This window comes from Arthrobacter sp. MYb221, assembly GCF_002979835.1.
In the GTDB taxonomy this organism is placed as follows: domain Bacteria; phylum Actinomycetota; class Actinomycetes; order Actinomycetales; family Micrococcaceae; genus Glutamicibacter.
In genome coordinates this window covers 104,731-119,656 of record NZ_PCPW01000009.1, presented here as the reverse complement: position 1 = coordinate 119,656, position 14,926 = coordinate 104,731, and the positions used below count along the sequence as shown (strand labels likewise).

The window sequence follows — 14,926 nt, the reverse complement described above, 5'->3', positions numbered from 1 at the left end:
GCCCCTCGTGGGCTTGCTCCGAAACCAACTCAGCGAGGAATGAAATTGAAGTTGAGACCTCTCGCAGTCGTGGCTGCGGCACTTGCCGTGGCGACGCAGCTGGCTGCTTGCGATGCCACAGGTGACATACGGCCAGCTGGATCGAACGACGATGCCCCGCCGTCCTTGCAGGGCCATGAGATCGCCGTATTATCTACGGTTGTTCAGAACAATAATCAAGAAATTTCCATCGGCCGCGCTATCGCCGGCGGTCGCTATTCGATTGCGGTCCGGTGCAACGGTCAGGACCAAGCAACACACATCCCCTGGGCTGGCGGCACCGAGAACAATCGAGGCCAGCTGGAGATTCTTTGCTCGCCAGAGAGCCCGGTCAGGTACGCAGAGATCGAGCTTCCTGACTACGCCGAGGCCGTCTCATTCCAGCTTCAGCAGCTGCGCGCCAGCGAAGTGACCATCTCGATTGCCGCGGTCGAAGGCTGATCCTGGAAACTCTATGCACGAGTTCAGATACTTCAGGTTAAAACCGTGGGCACCAACTCTTTCGAGTTGGTGCCCACGGTTTTTGGCCGGCTAGGACTACTTGGTCAGCAGTTCCAGCGTCTTGTTCAGGGTGGCGCTTGGACGCATTACGGTTGAGGTCTTGGCCTCGTCCGGACGGTAGTAACCAGCGATATCCACTGCCTTGCCCTGGACCTCGGCAAGCTCGGAAACGATTGCTTCCTCATTCTCGCCCAGTGCCTTGGCAACTGCGGAGAAGGCCTCAGCAAGCTGAGCGTCCTTGTCCTGCTTGGCCAGTTCTTCTGCCCAGAACTTAGCCAGGTAGAAGTGGCTGCCACGGTTGTCCAGCTGGCCAACCTTGCGCTTTGGCGACTTGTCTTCCAACAGGAAGGTGCCGGTCGCGGCATCAAGGGTGTCAGCCAGCACCTGAGCGCGGGCGTTGTCATTGGTGGTGGCCAGGTGCTCGAAGGAAGCGGCCAGGGCCAGGAACTCGCCGAGCGAATCCCAACGCAGGTGGTTTTCGTTCACCAGCTGCTGGACGTGCTTTGGAGCCGAACCACCGGCACCGGTCTCGAACAGCCCGCCGCCGGCAAGCAGCGGAACGATCGAGAGCATCTTTGCCGAGGTGCCCAGTTCCAGAATTGGGAACAGGTCGGTCAGGTAGTCGCGAAGCACGTTGCCGGTCACCGAAATGGTGTCCTCGCCACGGCGGATACGTTCGATGGTGTACTTGGTGGCCGCAATCGGATCCAGGATCTCGAGGGTCAGGCCGGCGGTATCCAGATCCTTGAGGTACTCGTTGACCTTGGTGATCAGCACCGCGTCGTGCGCGCGCTTTTCATCCAGCCAGAATACGGCCGGGGTGGCCGAGGCGCGGGCACGGTTCACGGCAAGCTTGACCCAGTCGCGGATGGCAACGTCCTTGGTCTGGCAGGCACGCCAGATGTCACCGGCGAAGACCTGGTGCTCGATGAGGACCGCGTCGTTCTCGTCCAGGATCTGGACGTGGCCGTTGGCCGCCAGTTCGAAGGTCTTGTCGTGGGAGCCGTACTCTTCGGCCTTCTGAGCCATCAGGCCAACGTTTGGCACGGTGCCCATGGTGGTTGGGTCAAAGGCGCCGTTTGCACGGCAATCCTCGATCACGGTCTGGAAGACGCCCGAGTAGGAGGAATCTGGCAGGACTGCCAAAGTCTCGGCTTCCTTGCCATCTGGGCCCCACATCTTGCCGCCGAGGCGGATCATTGCTGGCATCGAAGCATCAACGATCACATCCGAAGGGACATGCAGGTTGGTGATGCCCTTGTCGGAATCGACCATGGCAACCGCTGGGCCCTCTTCAAGTCCCTTGGCGATCAGCTTCTCCACACCGGCGCGCACGTCGTCGGAGAGCTCGTCCAGTCCGGCGATGATGGCCGCCAGGCCGTTGTTCGGGTTCAGGCCGGCTGCTGCCAGCTCGTCGCCGTAGGTCTCGAAGAGTTCGGCGAAGTACGCCTTGACGACGTGTCCGAAGATGATTGGGTCCGAAACCTTCATCATGGTGGCTTTCAGGTGTGCCGAGAAGAGCACTCCTTCTTCCTTGGCGCGGGCCACTGCGTTCTTCAGGAATTCGGACAGTGCCGCCACGTGCAGGACGGTGCCGTCGATGACTTCGCCTTCGAGGACCTTGAATGGCTTCTTCAGAACCTTGACTTCTCCGTCTTCGCCCACGAAGCGGATGGAGATGCTCTTGTCCTTGTCGATGACGACGGACTTCTCGTTCGAGGCGAAGTCATCGGCGGACATGGTGGCGACATTGGTCTTCGAGTCGGCTGCCCAGGCACCCATGGAGTGCGGGTACTTGCGTGCGTAGTTCTTCACGCTCAACGGCGCACGGCGGTCCGAGTTGCCTTCGCGCAGCACAGGGTTCACTGCCGAGCCCTTGAGCTTGTCGTAGCGTGCGCGGACGTCGGTGTCCTCATCCGAGGATGGGTTTTCCGGGTAATCCGGAAGCGCGTAGCCGGCTGCCTGGAGCTCGGCGATGGCGACCTTCAGCTGCGGGATGGAAGCCGAGATGTTCGGCAGCTTGATGATGTTTGCCTCTGGGGTCTTGGCCAAATCGCCAAGCTCTGCCAGGGCATCGGAGATGCGCTGTTCCTCGGCGAGGTAGTCCGGGAAGGTGGCGATGATGCGTCCTGCCAGCGAAATGTCGCGGGTCTCAAGTTCAACACCGGCGGTCGACGCGAAGGCCTCCACGATCGGCAGGAACGAGTGGGTTGCCAGCATCGGGGCTTCGTCGGTGTGGGTGTAAATAATCTTGGCCATAGGTGTGGCGTCTCCCTGAACGTCGTGCGGAAGCGGGCTAACCGCCCTAAACTCAACGTTCCAAACTTACCTGATTTTAGCCTGCACCACACTTTTGGGTGCCCAGATTTCCCCGGGCAGCACAGCGTTTAGCCCCGAAATGCCGGGATGAATAACGGTAGAGCAGTTCGTCACATTTAAGTTAATGCGCAATAACTCAAAGCGGGCTATGGCGTCTTTTCGGCGCTCGGAGCGGGCAATGAAGCGATTTGCGCCAGACCCAGTACCGCCTTCTCAAAAAGTTCAGCAGGCTTTGAATCAATTCCCGCCCGTTCTTCATGGGCGAAACATTGCCACGCAACGCGCCAGGTAGTCGCCAGCATTTCGGCAAGCAGCAGGGCTTGGATCGAATCCAGCAGCTCGCGGTCAATCAACGATTGGCTCAGCGCTACGACCAGTTCCTGCTCACGCCGCGTGGCGATCATGAGCAGCTTCGGATCCTGCAGCATGAGCCTTGAGATCCTGCGGAATTCATGGTGCCTGACTTCAACGCTGAAGTGCCCGCGGCACACTTCGAGCAGTGCGTGAAAAATTTCTGCGGCGGAACTTCCCGGGGTCATTTCGGCGGCGACGAGCGCGTTGATCAGTTCTCGCTGGCCCGGAACTATAGCGGATTCCTTGGAATCGAAATAGCGGAAGAAGGTGCGGTCCGAGATCCCTACGCGTTCGGAGATCCGCGCCACCGTGATGGCCTCTAGCCCCAAGCTTTCGACAAGGTCGAGGGTCGCGGCCTGAATCTCCCGTTTGGTCGCGGCTTTGCGTTCGTCACGAATTCCCATTGAGCTCCCCCTGTCATTCTGCGTGCATTTATCGTCCCATGACCGCACGGCGAAAACTTATTTCCTGTCACAGTCTGCCAGTTCTTCTTACGAAATTCTGTCACTCTGTGACAGAATTTGAAAGTTGACATCACCTAGAAAGAGGAATCCGTGACTTCCGAGCGCACCGAAATCAAGGCCGAGTCCGCCCCTCCGCGGCCTGAGAAACCCGAACTGACCACGAAACAGCTCACCGGAATCATCGGCGCACTGGCACTTGCCGCCTTCCTGATGATCCTCAATGAGACCGTGCTGACCGTGGCGTTGCCCGGAATCATGTCCGACATGAATATTTCGGCGGCGGCCGGCCAATGGCTCACCACCGGATTCCTGCTCACCATGTCCGTGGTCATTCCCACCACCGGCTTCCTGCTGCAGCGTTTCAGCACCCGCTCGCTGTTCATCTTCGCGCTGTCCAGCTTCTTCATCGGCACGCTGCTCGCCATCTTCGCCCCGAGCTTTGCCGTCTTGCTTGCCGCCCGAATCATCCAGGCTATTGGTACCGCGATCGTTTTGCCGTTGCTGATGACCACCACCTTGACGCTAATTCCAATGCACAAGCGCGGCGCGGTGATGGGCCTGAACTCCATCGTGATCTCCGTCGGACCGGCAGTCGGCCCAACCGTATCCGGCGCGATCGTCCACGCTTGGGGATGGCACTACATCTTCGTCCTGATGGCCCCGCTATCGATGATCATCCTGGCCTTGGGCATCATCTTCCTCAAGCTTCCGTCGAATACGCGCAAACTTCCCGTTGACGTGATCTCCGTGATTCTTTCCGCGCTTGCATTCGGTCTGCTTGTTTACGGAATCTCCACCATCGAGAAGGCCAGCGAAGACATGCTGCTCACCGTGGCAACCTTCGCCATCGGCTTGGTCTCCCTGGCCCTATTTATCAGGCGCCAGATTCGCTTGACCCGCGAGGGCAAGGAATTGCTGAACCTCACCCCGTTCACCTCGCGAACCTTCACCTTCGCAATTCTGATGATCATGATCGCCTTCGGCACCTTGCTCGGCTCGATCATGATGGTTCCGATCATCCTCGAATCCGGCAAGGGCATCAGCTCCCTGGCAATCGGCATGATGCTGCTGCCGGGCGGCCTGGCCCAGGCCATCGTTTCGCCCATCTTTGGTCGCATCTACGACAGGCACGGACCACGCCCGGTGCTGATCCCCGGTGCCATCATGCTCGCGCTGGGACAGTGGATGTACGTTTCGGTCACCACCGAGACCGAGCTATGGATGTTCATGCTCAGTCACAGCGTCTTCTCGATTGGCCTGGCACTGCTCATGACCGGCTTGATGTCTTCGGCCATGGCCTCGGTGAATCCACGCCTCTACGGCCACGGCTCGGCCATCTTCAACACCGGCCAGCAGCTCGGCGGTGCCATCGGCACCACCATCTTCATCACCGTGCTGACGGCGCTCTCAAACGCCAAGCTCCAAGAGGGCGCCGAGCTTGCCGAAGCCTTGTTTGCCGGCGCCCACGCTGCCTTCATCGTTGGTGCGTTGCTCGGCACGGCCGGCGTGGTGCTTTCCCTCTTCGTGAAGGTTGAAAAGCGCGGCTAGCCACGATTGCCCGAAGCGCGGGCAAAATTGCGCGGGGTTCAGCAGCCAGTGGCTGCGGAACCCCGCGCTCTTTTAACGATTGCCTTCACTTCGGCCGCACCCCGCCCCGCACAGCAAATTTACGATCCAGTCAAAAGATTGTTGAACAATCTCTATTTTTGGTGCATGCTTAGATAAACGGCACAGCGAGACGGGGATCACAAATGACATGCATCGACCTGAATTCCGACGTAGGCGAATCCTTTGGCAATTGGGTTATGGGCGACGATGCGGCCATTTTCAGATCCGTCTCCTCGGCCAACGTAGCTTGCGGCTTCCATGCAGGGGACCCCACCGGCATTGCGCAGACCTGCCGCGCTGCAGTCTCCGCGGGCGTCACCATCGGTGCACATGTCGGATATCGCGATCTTGCCGGGTTCGGTCGTCGATTCCTCGACTGCTCCGCTACCGAACTCGCCGATGACGTGCTCTACCAGCTGGGCGCACTGCAGAGCTTGGCCCGAGCTGCGGGATCCAGCATCAAGTACGTCAAGCCGCACGGCGCCCTCTACAACACCATCGTGCACCATGAGGTCCACGCTCAAGCCGTCATCGACGCCATTAAAGCGTTCGGCGACGATCTTCCGGTGCTGCTCTTGCCCGGTTCGGTGGCACTGGCCAAGGCCGAGGCCGCCGGGCTGCGTCCGGTCGCCGAAGCCTTTGCCGACCGCAACTACACCCCCGAGGGCACCCTGGTCTCGCGCCGCGAGGCGAACGCCGTGCTCCACGACTCCGTGCTGGTCACCGAAAACATGATCCGCCTGGCCACCGAGGGGACCATCAAGGCGGTGGACGGTTCGATTATCCAGATGCCAGCCGAGTCGATCTGCGTGCACGGCGATACCGCAGGATCGGTCGCGATGGCGGCCGCGGTCCGCGCCGGACTTGAATCGGCCGGCGTGCAGATCAAGAGCTTCGCATGAGCATCACCGCGGTACACGCCGCCGGAAGCCACGATGTGCTCGTCGAATTGGATGATCTCGAATCCGTCCTTTCCCTCGACGCCCTGTTGCAGGCCCAACCGTTGCCTGGGCAACGCGACGTCCTAGCTGCCGCCGCGACGCTCATGGTGAAATTCGAAAACGTCGAACAGGCCCGGCAGGCCAGGCAGCTGTTGCCCAAGCTGACATTGAACACGGCAGCGGCAACTACGGGCAAACTTGTCACCATCGAGGTCTATTACGACGGTGCGGATCTGGAAACCGTCGGGGAGCTCACCGGCCTTGGGGCCCAGGGAGTTATCAACGCGCATACCGGCCAGCAGTGGCGTGCGGCGTTCGGCGGATTCGCGCCCGGTTTCGCCTATCTTCTGGGAGAAAACACCGACCTGCAGGTTCCCCGCCGCGAGAGCCCCCGTACCCAGGTGCCCACCGGTTCCGTGGCCCTCGCCGGTGAGTACTCGGCCGTTTACCCACGCCAGTCCCCCGGCGGATGGCAGCTGATCGGCCATACGAATGTCGCGCTGTGGGATCTGGGTCGAGAAAATCCGGCGCTCATCCGCCCGCAGGACCGTGTGCAGTTTATTGCCTCACGCCAAGCGCTGACCGTGAAAACGGCGGCCTCGGCCGCTACCGAAACCGAAGCTCCAACGGGTACCGGATTGGCCATTCTCGATTCGGGTTTGCAGAGCCTGCTCCAGGACACCGGCCGGCAGGGCTTTGGCGGGCTCGGCGTACCGGCCAGCGGCGCCGCCGATCTCGCCTCCTTGCATCAGGCAAATCGGCTGGTTGGAAATACGGCCGATTCTGCCTGCATCGAAAACCTGACCGGTCGGATGAGCCTGCTCGCCCACGGCGACCAGGTCCTTGCGGTGTGCGGAGCCGAAGCGAGGCTGGTCATCACTCCGGCGGCCGGCGACGACCTCCGTGCCGAACGCGAGGTTTGCATGGACGCGCCCTTCGCCCTGCTGGACGGCGAGCGCCTGGATCTGGAGCCCACCGGGAACGGATTGCGCAGCTACCTTTCGATTCGAGGCAAGATCCAGCTGCCCCGAATTCTGGGTTCGCTGTCCACCGACACGCTCTCCGGGGTGGGTCCGGCTCCACTGATGGATGGAAGCTTCCTGCCGGTATCGCTGCCGGAGAACCTGCAAATCGTGGGACAGGGCGAACCGAGCACCCTGCCCCGGCCAGATGCCGAGGGCTGCTATGTTCTGCGCGTCCAGGCTGGCCCGCGCGATGACTGGTTCGGCCCCGCCGGACTGGCGAAACTACTGGACCAGCGCTGGCTGGTCACCAGCGAGTCCAACCGCATCGGCGTGCGGCTGGGCGCGGAAGGGGACGCCAGCGCGCTTGAACGCGTTCGCTCCGGCGAGCTTTCCAGCGAAGGCGTCGCGCTCGGCTCCTTGCAGGTACCTCCCTCGGGATTGCCAGTGCTGTTCCTGGCCGATCACCCGGTCACCGGCGGTTACCCGGTGATCGCCACGGTCATCGCCGAGGATCTATCCGCCGCGGCACAGTTGCCGCCAGGCTCACAGCTTCGTTTTGAACTTTCCGAATCCACCCCAAGCACCGAAGGATCCCAGGCATGAAAAAGGTCTTGATCGCCAACCGCGGCGAAATCGCTGTTCGTATTGCCCGCGCCGCAGCCGACGCCAATTTGGTATCGGTTGCCGTCTATTCCGATCCCGATGCGGATGCCCTGCATGTGCGCCGGGCCGATGAAGCCTACGCGCTGGGTGGGACTTCGAGTGCCGAAACCTATCTGGATATTTCCAAGATCATCGCCGTTGCCAACCGCTCCGGGGCCGACGCGGTCCACCCGGGCTATGGGTTCCTTTCGGAGAACGCCGGCTTTGCCCGCGCAGTCATCGAGGCCGGGCTGATCTGGATCGGCCCAACCCCTGAAGCTATTGAGCTATTGGGCAATAAGGTGACGGCGCGCGAAATTGCGGTACGCGCCGGTGCCCCGCTGGTGCCCGGTACCGATGCACCAGCGGCCGACGCATCCGAGGTGCGCGCCTTCGCCGAGAAGCATGGCGTGCCGGTAGCCATCAAGGCGGCGTTCGGAGGCGGCGGACGCGGGTTGAAGGTTGCGCGCACCATGGAAGAAATCGAGGATGCCTTCGAATCGGCGGTCCGTGAAGCCACCGTCGCCTTCGGCCGCGGCGAGTGCTTTGTGGAGCGATTCCTGGACAAGCCGCGCCACGTCGAGGCACAGGTTCTCGCCGATACGCACGGCAATGTCATCGTGGTGGGTACTCGCGATTGCTCGTTGCAGCGCCGTCACCAGAAACTCGTCGAAGAAGCGCCAGCCCCATTCCTCTCGGATGAGCAGCGTGCCAAGATCCACGAGTCGGCCAAGGCCATATGCCGGGAGGCAGGCTACGTAGGCGCAGGAACCGTCGAATACCTGGTTGCGCCGGACGGACTCATCTCCTTCCTGGAAGTTAATACCCGTTTGCAGGTTGAGCATCCCGTTAGCGAGGAGACTGCCGGAGTGGACCTGGTCATCGAACAGTTCCGGATCGCCGAGGGCAAAGAACTGTCTTTGAAGGAAGATCCGCAGCCGGTAGGCCATGCCTTCGAATTCCGCATCAACGCCGAAGATCCGGCCCGTGGTTTCCTGCCCGGCCCGGGGACCGTGACCCGGTTCGAGGTCCCTACCGGCTCCGGAATTCGTGTCGATGCCGGGGTGCGCAGCAACTCGAATATTCCCGGGCAATATGATTCGCTGATGGCTAAGCTGATCGTGCATGGTGCGACTCGCGAGCAGGCTCTGCGCCGCGCCCAGGTGGCTCTGGCGGAGTTCACCATCGAGGGTGTTCCCACGGTTTTGCCCTTCCACCGGGCCGTCGCCAAGCATCCAGACTTCACCGCCGAGCAAGGCTTTAAGGTCTACACCACTTGGATCGAATCGGACTTCGCCGAGGAACTGGCAAATAGCGAGGAAATCGCCACCACGTCCGTCGGCGGTGAGCGTGAAGTGCTCACCATCGATCTAGACGGCAAGGCGATGGCGTTGGGCCTGCCTGCCGCGCTGGTGCACGCCATCCGCCACGGTGGTTCCGCCTCGGATGGGGCAGGCGGAGGCGAGGCTTCGGTGGTCGACGCCGACGCACTGCTGTCCCCCATGTCCGGAAATCTGGTCTCTTTCTCGGTCGAGGACGGAACCCCGGTGGCCAAAGGCCAGACGGTGGCAGTCTTGGAAGCAATGAAAATGGAATCACCGGTCATCGCGCATCGCGATGGAGTCTTCACCGCGGCATCGTTTAACCCGGGACAGGCAATTAATCGTGGTGAGTCATTGGGAAGCATTGCTTAGCCAATGCGGGATTCTGCGAAGCACTGGCTAGATTAGAGGAATGAGCGTGAACGAGATCTACACTTCGATTCCGCTGGGCAGCGGATCCACCCATGCGCATACCAGCACCTGGGTGGCCTCGACGTTGCGCCAAGAAATCGCCCAGGGGCGGCTGTTGCCAGGCTCTAAGCTGTCGGAGCAGGCGCTGGCCGACGCGCTGGGAGTCTCACGTAATACCCTCCGCGAGGGGTTCACGCTCTTGGACAGTGAATTGATCATCACGCGAATTCCAAACCGTGGAGTGTTCGTGTCGTCCCCGGGTGCCGCAGACATCCGTGAGATCTACGCGGTGCGTCGCACCATCGAACCCGCAGCGCTTGCGTGGGGGCCCGCTTTGGATGTCCCGGCACTGGCCCAGGCGATCGTCGAGGCGCGCGCCGCGGCCAAAGCGCATGACGTTCCGGGCATGGCTGATGCCAATCAACGCTTTCATGAGTCCGTGGTGCGAGCCACCGGGAGCGTTCACTTGCTCGAACTCATGGGCCGAATTCTCGCCAAAATGCGCTTGGTCTTCCATTCGATGAGTGATGCCCCAGATTTCCATTCGCACTATGTGGAACGAAACGCTGCACTTGTTGAATTGCTGGCCTCCGGCCAACGGAACGAAGCAGCCCAAACCCTACTGGGCTACCTGGATACCGCGGAAGCCGAACTTCTCGACCATTACGAGTCATCTCAAAAGATCTAGGAGCGCTATGCCTGAGTCTTCTTTGCCTGCATTGGCCGAAACGATTGCACGTCGAGCCCACGAAGGGCAAAACGATAAGTCAGGCGCGGATTACATTACGCATCCTGCTCGCGTGGCGGCCAACGTTAGTGAACAAGGCGGTAGCGAAGAGGCCGTCGCAGTGGCCTGGCTACACGACGTCCTTGAAGATTGCGCGGTCACTTCCTCGGATCTTCTGTCTGCTGGGATCCCGCAGCGGGTCATCGATGCTGTCATTTCGGTGACCAAACGTGAAGGGGAACAAATCGAAGATTATTGTGCCCGGGTCCGGGCAAACCCCATCGGACTCATGGTCAAGTACGCCGACCTCGCGGACAATACCTCCCCGGAACGCACTGCGCTGCTTGAGGACGCGGTACGAACCCGGTTGGCGGAAAAGTACGCGTACGTCCACTCATTGCTGGCGAGCTAAGTGCGTCTGCGCCTGGTCGTCCAGTCCTGAGGTATACCAGGTTATGGGACCGGCATAGCCGGTCGTAGATTAATGTCCGGGCTGTGCCGATGACTTGGTGTGCGGAAATCGCTAACCAAAAACTGTCCTCAATACGGTTGCAGAGGCCCCTAGCCGTGCTCGCGAATACGCTGTTTCGTTGAAAATCTGCACGGCATTTTCTCTTCACATGATCCGTGAAGCGCGTAGCATCGAAGTACTAGGTGGGAAGGACCGTGCCGACATGTTTGAGAAATTCACCGATCGAGCACGGCTTGTCGTTGTCTTGGCACAGCAAGAAGCCACTGCTCGAAACGACGACCATTTAGGCACGGAGCATTTCCTGCTCGCTCTGGTGCGAGAACCTGATGGTATTCCTGCCAAAACTTTTGAGGCCCTGAACATCTCCTACGAAAATGTGCGCGAGCAGGTCAACGCGTTGGCAGGCAACGAGAAGTCCGGAATTACTGGCGAGCTGCCGATCACCAAGCATGTAAAGAAGCTCTTAGAGCTATCGCTGCACGAGGCCAAAGAGCTAGGCCATGACTTGGTCGACACCGAGCATCTCTTATTGGGGCTGCTTCGCGGTAGCGAAGGCATCGCGTCCAAAGCCTTCAAAAGGTTGGGAACCACTCCCAACCGAATTCGTCAGGAACTCATTAGGCTCTGGTCTGGTAATTCTGGTGAATCTCAAACCGGCAGCTAAGCCGGTCCTTCCAGCACTTGGGTGATCGCCACCTCATCATGCCTTGGGCCCAGCGTTCTGTTTGGAGAGTATCGTTAGAAACGGCTAGCAGGTCAATTAGTACGTGGCCAGAGCAACTTGAGTGGAGTTTGTCCGCCACGGATACTGCATATTTTCCTTGCGCCGCTGCTGCGACGGACCGAAGCAGCCATACTTTGGTTCATTTTCCGAAAGGACAAGACTTGAAACTGCCTGTAGCCGAACTACACATCCATTTGGAAGGTTCGTTAGAGCCCGAAACGATTTTTGCCCTTGCCGCCAAGAATCGGATCGCTCTGCCCTACCAGTCGGTGGAGGAGCTGCGGGAGCAGTACGATTTTAATAACCTTCAGTCCTTCCTTGATCTTTTCTACGCGAATATGGCCGTGCTGCGCACCAGCGAAGATTTCCATGAAATCACTCGCGCCTACCTGCAGCGAGCACACGATTCTGGTGTTCGTCACGTTGAACTGTTCTTTGATCCCCAAGCACATTTGGAACGCGGGCTGACACTGTCCGACGTGATTTCCGGAATCAGTGCTGGTCTTGATGAAGCCAAGCAGCGTTGGGGCATGACTCATAAGCTCATTGCCTGTTTCTGGCGACACGCCCCGGCAGCCTCTGCCATGGAAATCCTGCAGCTGATTGTTTCCGAAAAGCATGAGATCGATGGAATCGGCTTGGACTCTTCCGAGCTTGGATTCCCTCCTGAGCTCTTTACTGAGGTCTTCGCTTACGCCCGCGAGCACGGCTTGCATCTGGTGGCCCATGCGGGCGAGGAAGGGCCAGCTGACTATATCCGTCAGGCCTTGGACCTGTTGCGGGTTGAGCGCGTTGATCACGGCATCCGTTGCTTGGAGGACCCTGAGCTCGTGACACGCTTGGTCAATGAACAGGTGCCTCTGACGGTATGTCCTTTTTCGAATGTGCGATTGCGTGCAGTGGATACCCTGGCAGATCATCCGTTGCCTCAGATGCTCGAAGCTGGGCTGAAGGTTTCCATCCATTCGGATGATCCTGCCTATTTCGGCGGCTATATGGATGCCAACTTTTCGGCCATCACCGAACAATTCTCCTTGACTGCCTCGCAGCTGGCTACGCTGGCCCGGAATTCCTTTGACGGATCTTTCCTCGAAGCGGGAGAAAAAGCGGCTCGCGTAGCCGAGGTTGATGCGTGGCTCGAATTACAGGCGGACGCGGAGCCGCGTTAATTAGAAGTGCCGCGATTCCTTGGGGATGGAATCGCGGCACTGGACTCAACAGGTACTCGTACTTTGGGGGTTACGGCACCTGATACATCGAGTCCCTGGCATCGGTGATTAACATATGCCCGGGGGCGTGTCCGATAGCCAGCACAGGACGGGATTCCATGACAGCGGCTTGTGGGGTCACGCCGCATGCCCAAAAAATTGGAATGGTTCCGTCCGGAATGGTGAGTGCATCTCCGAAGTCTGGTTTGCCCAGATCCGTGATGCCTATTTCTTCGGGATTGCCCACATGAACCGGGGCTCCGTGTACCGCTGGGTAGCGGGAAGTGATACGCACGGCGTCCGCTACCTGAGAAGCCGGTATTGGACGCATGGAGACGACCATCGGTCCGGAAATACTCCCGGCCGAGGCGCTGCGAATGTTCGTCTTGTACATAGGCACGTTCACACCTTGGTCGATGTGGGCAACGCCTATGCCATTTTCAATCAGGGCCGCTTCGAAGGTGAATGAACACCCCACGATGAAAGTCACCAGATCATCTCGCCAATACTCGCTCAGATCCGTAGGTTCGGCTATTTTCTGGCCGTTTTGGTAGACCGTGTATTTCGGAAGATCGGTGCGAATATCGCCATCGGGCAGTAATTCGTTGCTCGTCTGGCCCGCTTCCAGTACCCCTAGAATCGGGCAAGACTTCGGGTTGCGCTGGGCAAAGAGTAGTACCTCAAAGGCCAGCTCGCGTGGCACGATGATCAGATTCGCTTGGGCATATCCGGCAGCATACCCAGCGGTGGGTACGCTCAGTCCTTGCCGAAAGAGTTTACGGGCTGCTGACGGGGCCATACTGGCACGTTCGTCGCGATGTGGTTCGAGCGGGATCATGAAGTTCTCCTAGATCTCAGACGCGAGCTCAGGCCCACATTTTTGACAGGCCAGTGAGCGACATCCATCCGAGGTAAATGGTCAAGAGCCAAGTCAAGGCGCCAATAATCAACAGCCATGCCGGGTACTTGTAGTCGTTCAGCAAGTCTCGGCGGCGCCAAGCCACCCACAACAGGACCGCAAAGCCAACGGGGAGGATCAATCCGTTGAAGGCGCCGGCGAAGATCAGCAAGGTCTGTGGGGCTTGGCCCAGGAATAGGTAGATTGCGGCGCATACGGCGATGAACGCCACGGTGATCAGATTTCGTGTGCGTTCTTTGGTCACCGATTTGGTGACGAAGGAAACCGAGGTGTAGGCGGCTCCGATGACGGAAGTCAACGCGGCGGACCAGAGGATGACGCCGAAGGTGCGTAGTCCAATATCTCCGGCTGCTGCGCCGAAGGCCTCGGCGGCCTTGTTGTCGCTGGTCAAGGCCACGCCACCGGCAACGACGCCGAAGATGGCGAGGAACAGCAATACTCGCATGACACCTGTGACGATGATGCTGACAACCGAGATGCGGCTAACGGCCTTGACATGCTCGACACCCGAAGTGCCGGAGTCAATCATGCGGTGCGCACCGGCATAAGTAATGTAGCCACCGACGGTGCCGCCGATCAGCGTTGTAATGACCAAGAAATCTATGTTTTCCGGCATCACGGTGTTCTTCAGCGCTTCGCCAACCGGCGGGGCAGCAATGATTGCAACGTAGAGCATCAACAGGATCATGATCGCCCCGAGGAGTACCACGATCCGGTCCAGTGCCATGCCGGCTTTCTTCGATAGGAAGATGAGAATGGCGATTGCCGCTGAAATTGCGCCACCTATTTTTGGGTCAACGCCCATCATCGCGTTCATGCCAAGACCGGTGCCGGCAATATTGCCAATGTTGAAGACCATGCCACCGATAAATACCAGCGCCGCAAGGAACCAGCCGACGCCGGGAAGCACCTTGTTGCCCAATTCCTGGGCGCGCAATCCGGAGACTCCGATAACTCGCCAAACGTTCAGCTGAACTGCGATGTCTACCAAGATCGAAACGACAATCGCGAAGGCGAAGGACGCTCCTAGCTTGACCGTAAATTCCGAGGTCTGGGTGATGAACCCCGGCCCGATTGCGCTTGTTGCCATGAGGAACATGGCGCCCATAAGGGCTGTGCGCCGTGCCCTACTGCTGAGCTGCGGCTGAGTCTCTGAATGTGCCATGGTTCCATCCATTACAGGTTGCGGTGACTGCGGTCACAAGTCTTGGTGACTCACAGAAGAATACAGGTTGTTCAACAATCTGCACAAGAGGTTGTTCAACAATCCTCTTCCCGAATTTCCCAGAGACCGCGGTTGACCTGTAACT

At 59.4% G+C, this 14,926-nt stretch carries 13 protein-coding genes; 9 read left to right on the top strand and 4 right to left on the bottom strand.

The annotated features are described in order from the left end of the window. Positions 1 to 51: 51 nt before the first annotated feature. Positions 52 to 480 (top strand): hypothetical protein, encoded by a 429-nt coding sequence (locus tag CQ015_RS12380; RefSeq protein WP_146112491.1) that lies wholly within the window; start codon positions 52 to 54, stop codon positions 478 to 480. 96 nt (positions 481 to 576) lie between these two features. On the opposite strand, the gene CQ015_RS12375 is transcribed toward CQ015_RS12380, so the two are convergent. Both CQ015_RS12375 and CQ015_RS12370 read right to left on the bottom strand, forming a co-directional pair. Continuing rightward, positions 577 to 2,799, bottom strand: coding sequence for an NADP-dependent isocitrate dehydrogenase (locus CQ015_RS12375; protein WP_096289064.1), 2,223 nt, complete (start codon positions 2,797 to 2,799; stop codon positions 577 to 579). 206 nt (positions 2,800 to 3,005) lie between these two features. Further along, the gene (locus tag CQ015_RS12370) at positions 3,006 to 3,617 is read right to left on the bottom strand and encodes a TetR/AcrR family transcriptional regulator (protein ID WP_096289066.1); all 612 of its coding nucleotides are present in this window, start codon (positions 3,615 to 3,617) and stop codon (positions 3,006 to 3,008) included. Between the two features lie 150 nt (positions 3,618 to 3,767). Here CQ015_RS12370 and CQ015_RS12365 point away from each other — a divergent pair, with 150 nt between their 5' ends. From CQ015_RS12365 to CQ015_RS12330, 8 genes are all read left to right on the top strand, one after another. Next, positions 3,768 to 5,225: an MDR family MFS transporter gene (locus CQ015_RS12365; protein ID WP_258138390.1), complete on the top strand. Its 1,458-nt coding sequence runs from the start codon at positions 3,768 to 3,770 to the stop codon at positions 5,223 to 5,225. A 203-nt stretch (positions 5,226 to 5,428) separates the two neighbouring features. Further along, on the top strand, positions 5,429 to 6,187 hold the full coding sequence (locus tag CQ015_RS12360) for a LamB/YcsF family protein (RefSeq protein WP_105554166.1): 759 nt from the start codon (positions 5,429 to 5,431) through the stop codon (positions 6,185 to 6,187). Then, positions 6,184 to 7,794, top strand: coding sequence for a carboxyltransferase domain-containing protein (locus tag CQ015_RS12355; RefSeq protein ID WP_105650218.1), 1,611 nt, complete (start codon positions 6,184 to 6,186; stop codon positions 7,792 to 7,794). The genes CQ015_RS12360 and CQ015_RS12355 overlap by 4 nt, the downstream gene beginning before the upstream one ends. Then, the gene (locus tag CQ015_RS12350) at positions 7,791 to 9,527 is read left to right on the top strand and encodes a biotin carboxylase N-terminal domain-containing protein (protein ID WP_105570051.1); all 1,737 of its coding nucleotides are present in this window, start codon (positions 7,791 to 7,793) and stop codon (positions 9,525 to 9,527) included. The genes CQ015_RS12355 and CQ015_RS12350 overlap by 4 nt, the downstream gene beginning before the upstream one ends. 40 nt (positions 9,528 to 9,567) lie before the next feature. Then, positions 9,568 to 10,254 (top strand): GntR family transcriptional regulator, encoded by a 687-nt coding sequence (locus tag CQ015_RS12345; RefSeq protein ID WP_096289074.1) that lies wholly within the window; start codon positions 9,568 to 9,570, stop codon positions 10,252 to 10,254. 7 nt (positions 10,255 to 10,261) lie between these two features. Further along, on the top strand, positions 10,262 to 10,705 hold the full coding sequence (locus tag CQ015_RS12340) for an HD domain-containing protein (protein ID WP_105554169.1): 444 nt from the start codon (positions 10,262 to 10,264) through the stop codon (positions 10,703 to 10,705). 208 nt (positions 10,706 to 10,913) lie between these two features. Next, positions 10,914 to 11,429: a Clp protease N-terminal domain-containing protein gene (locus CQ015_RS12335; RefSeq protein WP_105570048.1), complete on the top strand. Its 516-nt coding sequence runs from the start codon at positions 10,914 to 10,916 to the stop codon at positions 11,427 to 11,429. A gap of 128 nt (positions 11,430 to 11,557) precedes the next feature. After that, positions 11,558 to 12,658 carry an adenosine deaminase gene (locus tag CQ015_RS12330; protein ID WP_374955693.1) on the top strand — a complete coding sequence of 367 codons (1,101 nt, stop codon included), beginning with the start codon at positions 11,558 to 11,560 and terminating at the stop codon, positions 12,656 to 12,658. Positions 12,659 to 12,728: 70 nt separating this feature from the next. Here the strand turns inward: CQ015_RS12330 and CQ015_RS12325 are convergent, their stop codons facing one another. Then, positions 12,729 to 13,535 carry a putative hydro-lyase gene (locus CQ015_RS12325; protein ID WP_217990442.1) on the bottom strand — a complete coding sequence of 269 codons (807 nt, stop codon included), beginning with the start codon at positions 13,533 to 13,535 and terminating at the stop codon, positions 12,729 to 12,731. A 28-nt stretch (positions 13,536 to 13,563) separates the two neighbouring features. Next, positions 13,564 to 14,781 (bottom strand): NRAMP family divalent metal transporter, encoded by a 1,218-nt coding sequence (locus CQ015_RS12320; RefSeq protein WP_105554171.1) that lies wholly within the window; start codon positions 14,779 to 14,781, stop codon positions 13,564 to 13,566. Positions 14,782 to 14,926 lie beyond the last annotated feature (145 nt).

Bases quoted from the DNA above. Each gene is read 5' to 3' on its own strand.
- CQ015_RS12355 (WP_105650218.1), top strand. From the start codon at position 6,184: ATGAGCATCACCGCGGTACACGCCGCCGGAAGCCACGATGTGCTCGTC.
- CQ015_RS12350 (WP_105570051.1), top strand. From the start codon at position 7,791: ATGAAAAAGGTCTTGATCGCCAACCGCGGCGAAATCGCTGTTCGTATT.
- CQ015_RS12370 (WP_096289066.1), bottom strand. From the start codon at position 3,617: ATGGGAATTCGTGACGAACGCAAAGCCGCGACCAAACGGGAGATTCAG.
- CQ015_RS12320 (WP_105554171.1), bottom strand. From the start codon at position 14,781: ATGGCACATTCAGAGACTCAGCCGCAGCTCAGCAGTAGGGCACGGCGC.
- CQ015_RS12360 (WP_105554166.1), top strand. From the start codon at position 5,429: ATGACATGCATCGACCTGAATTCCGACGTAGGCGAATCCTTTGGCAAT.
- CQ015_RS12340 (WP_105554169.1), top strand. From the start codon at position 10,262: ATGCCTGAGTCTTCTTTGCCTGCATTGGCCGAAACGATTGCACGTCGA.
- CQ015_RS12325 (WP_217990442.1), bottom strand. From the start codon at position 13,535: ATGATCCCGCTCGAACCACATCGCGACGAACGTGCCAGTATGGCCCCG.
- CQ015_RS12335 (WP_105570048.1), top strand. From the start codon at position 10,914: ATGATCCGTGAAGCGCGTAGCATCGAAGTACTAGGTGGGAAGGACCGT.
- CQ015_RS12375 (WP_096289064.1), bottom strand. From the start codon at position 2,799: ATGGCCAAGATTATTTACACCCACACCGACGAAGCCCCGATGCTGGCA.
- CQ015_RS12345 (WP_096289074.1), top strand. From the start codon at position 9,568: ATGAGCGTGAACGAGATCTACACTTCGATTCCGCTGGGCAGCGGATCC.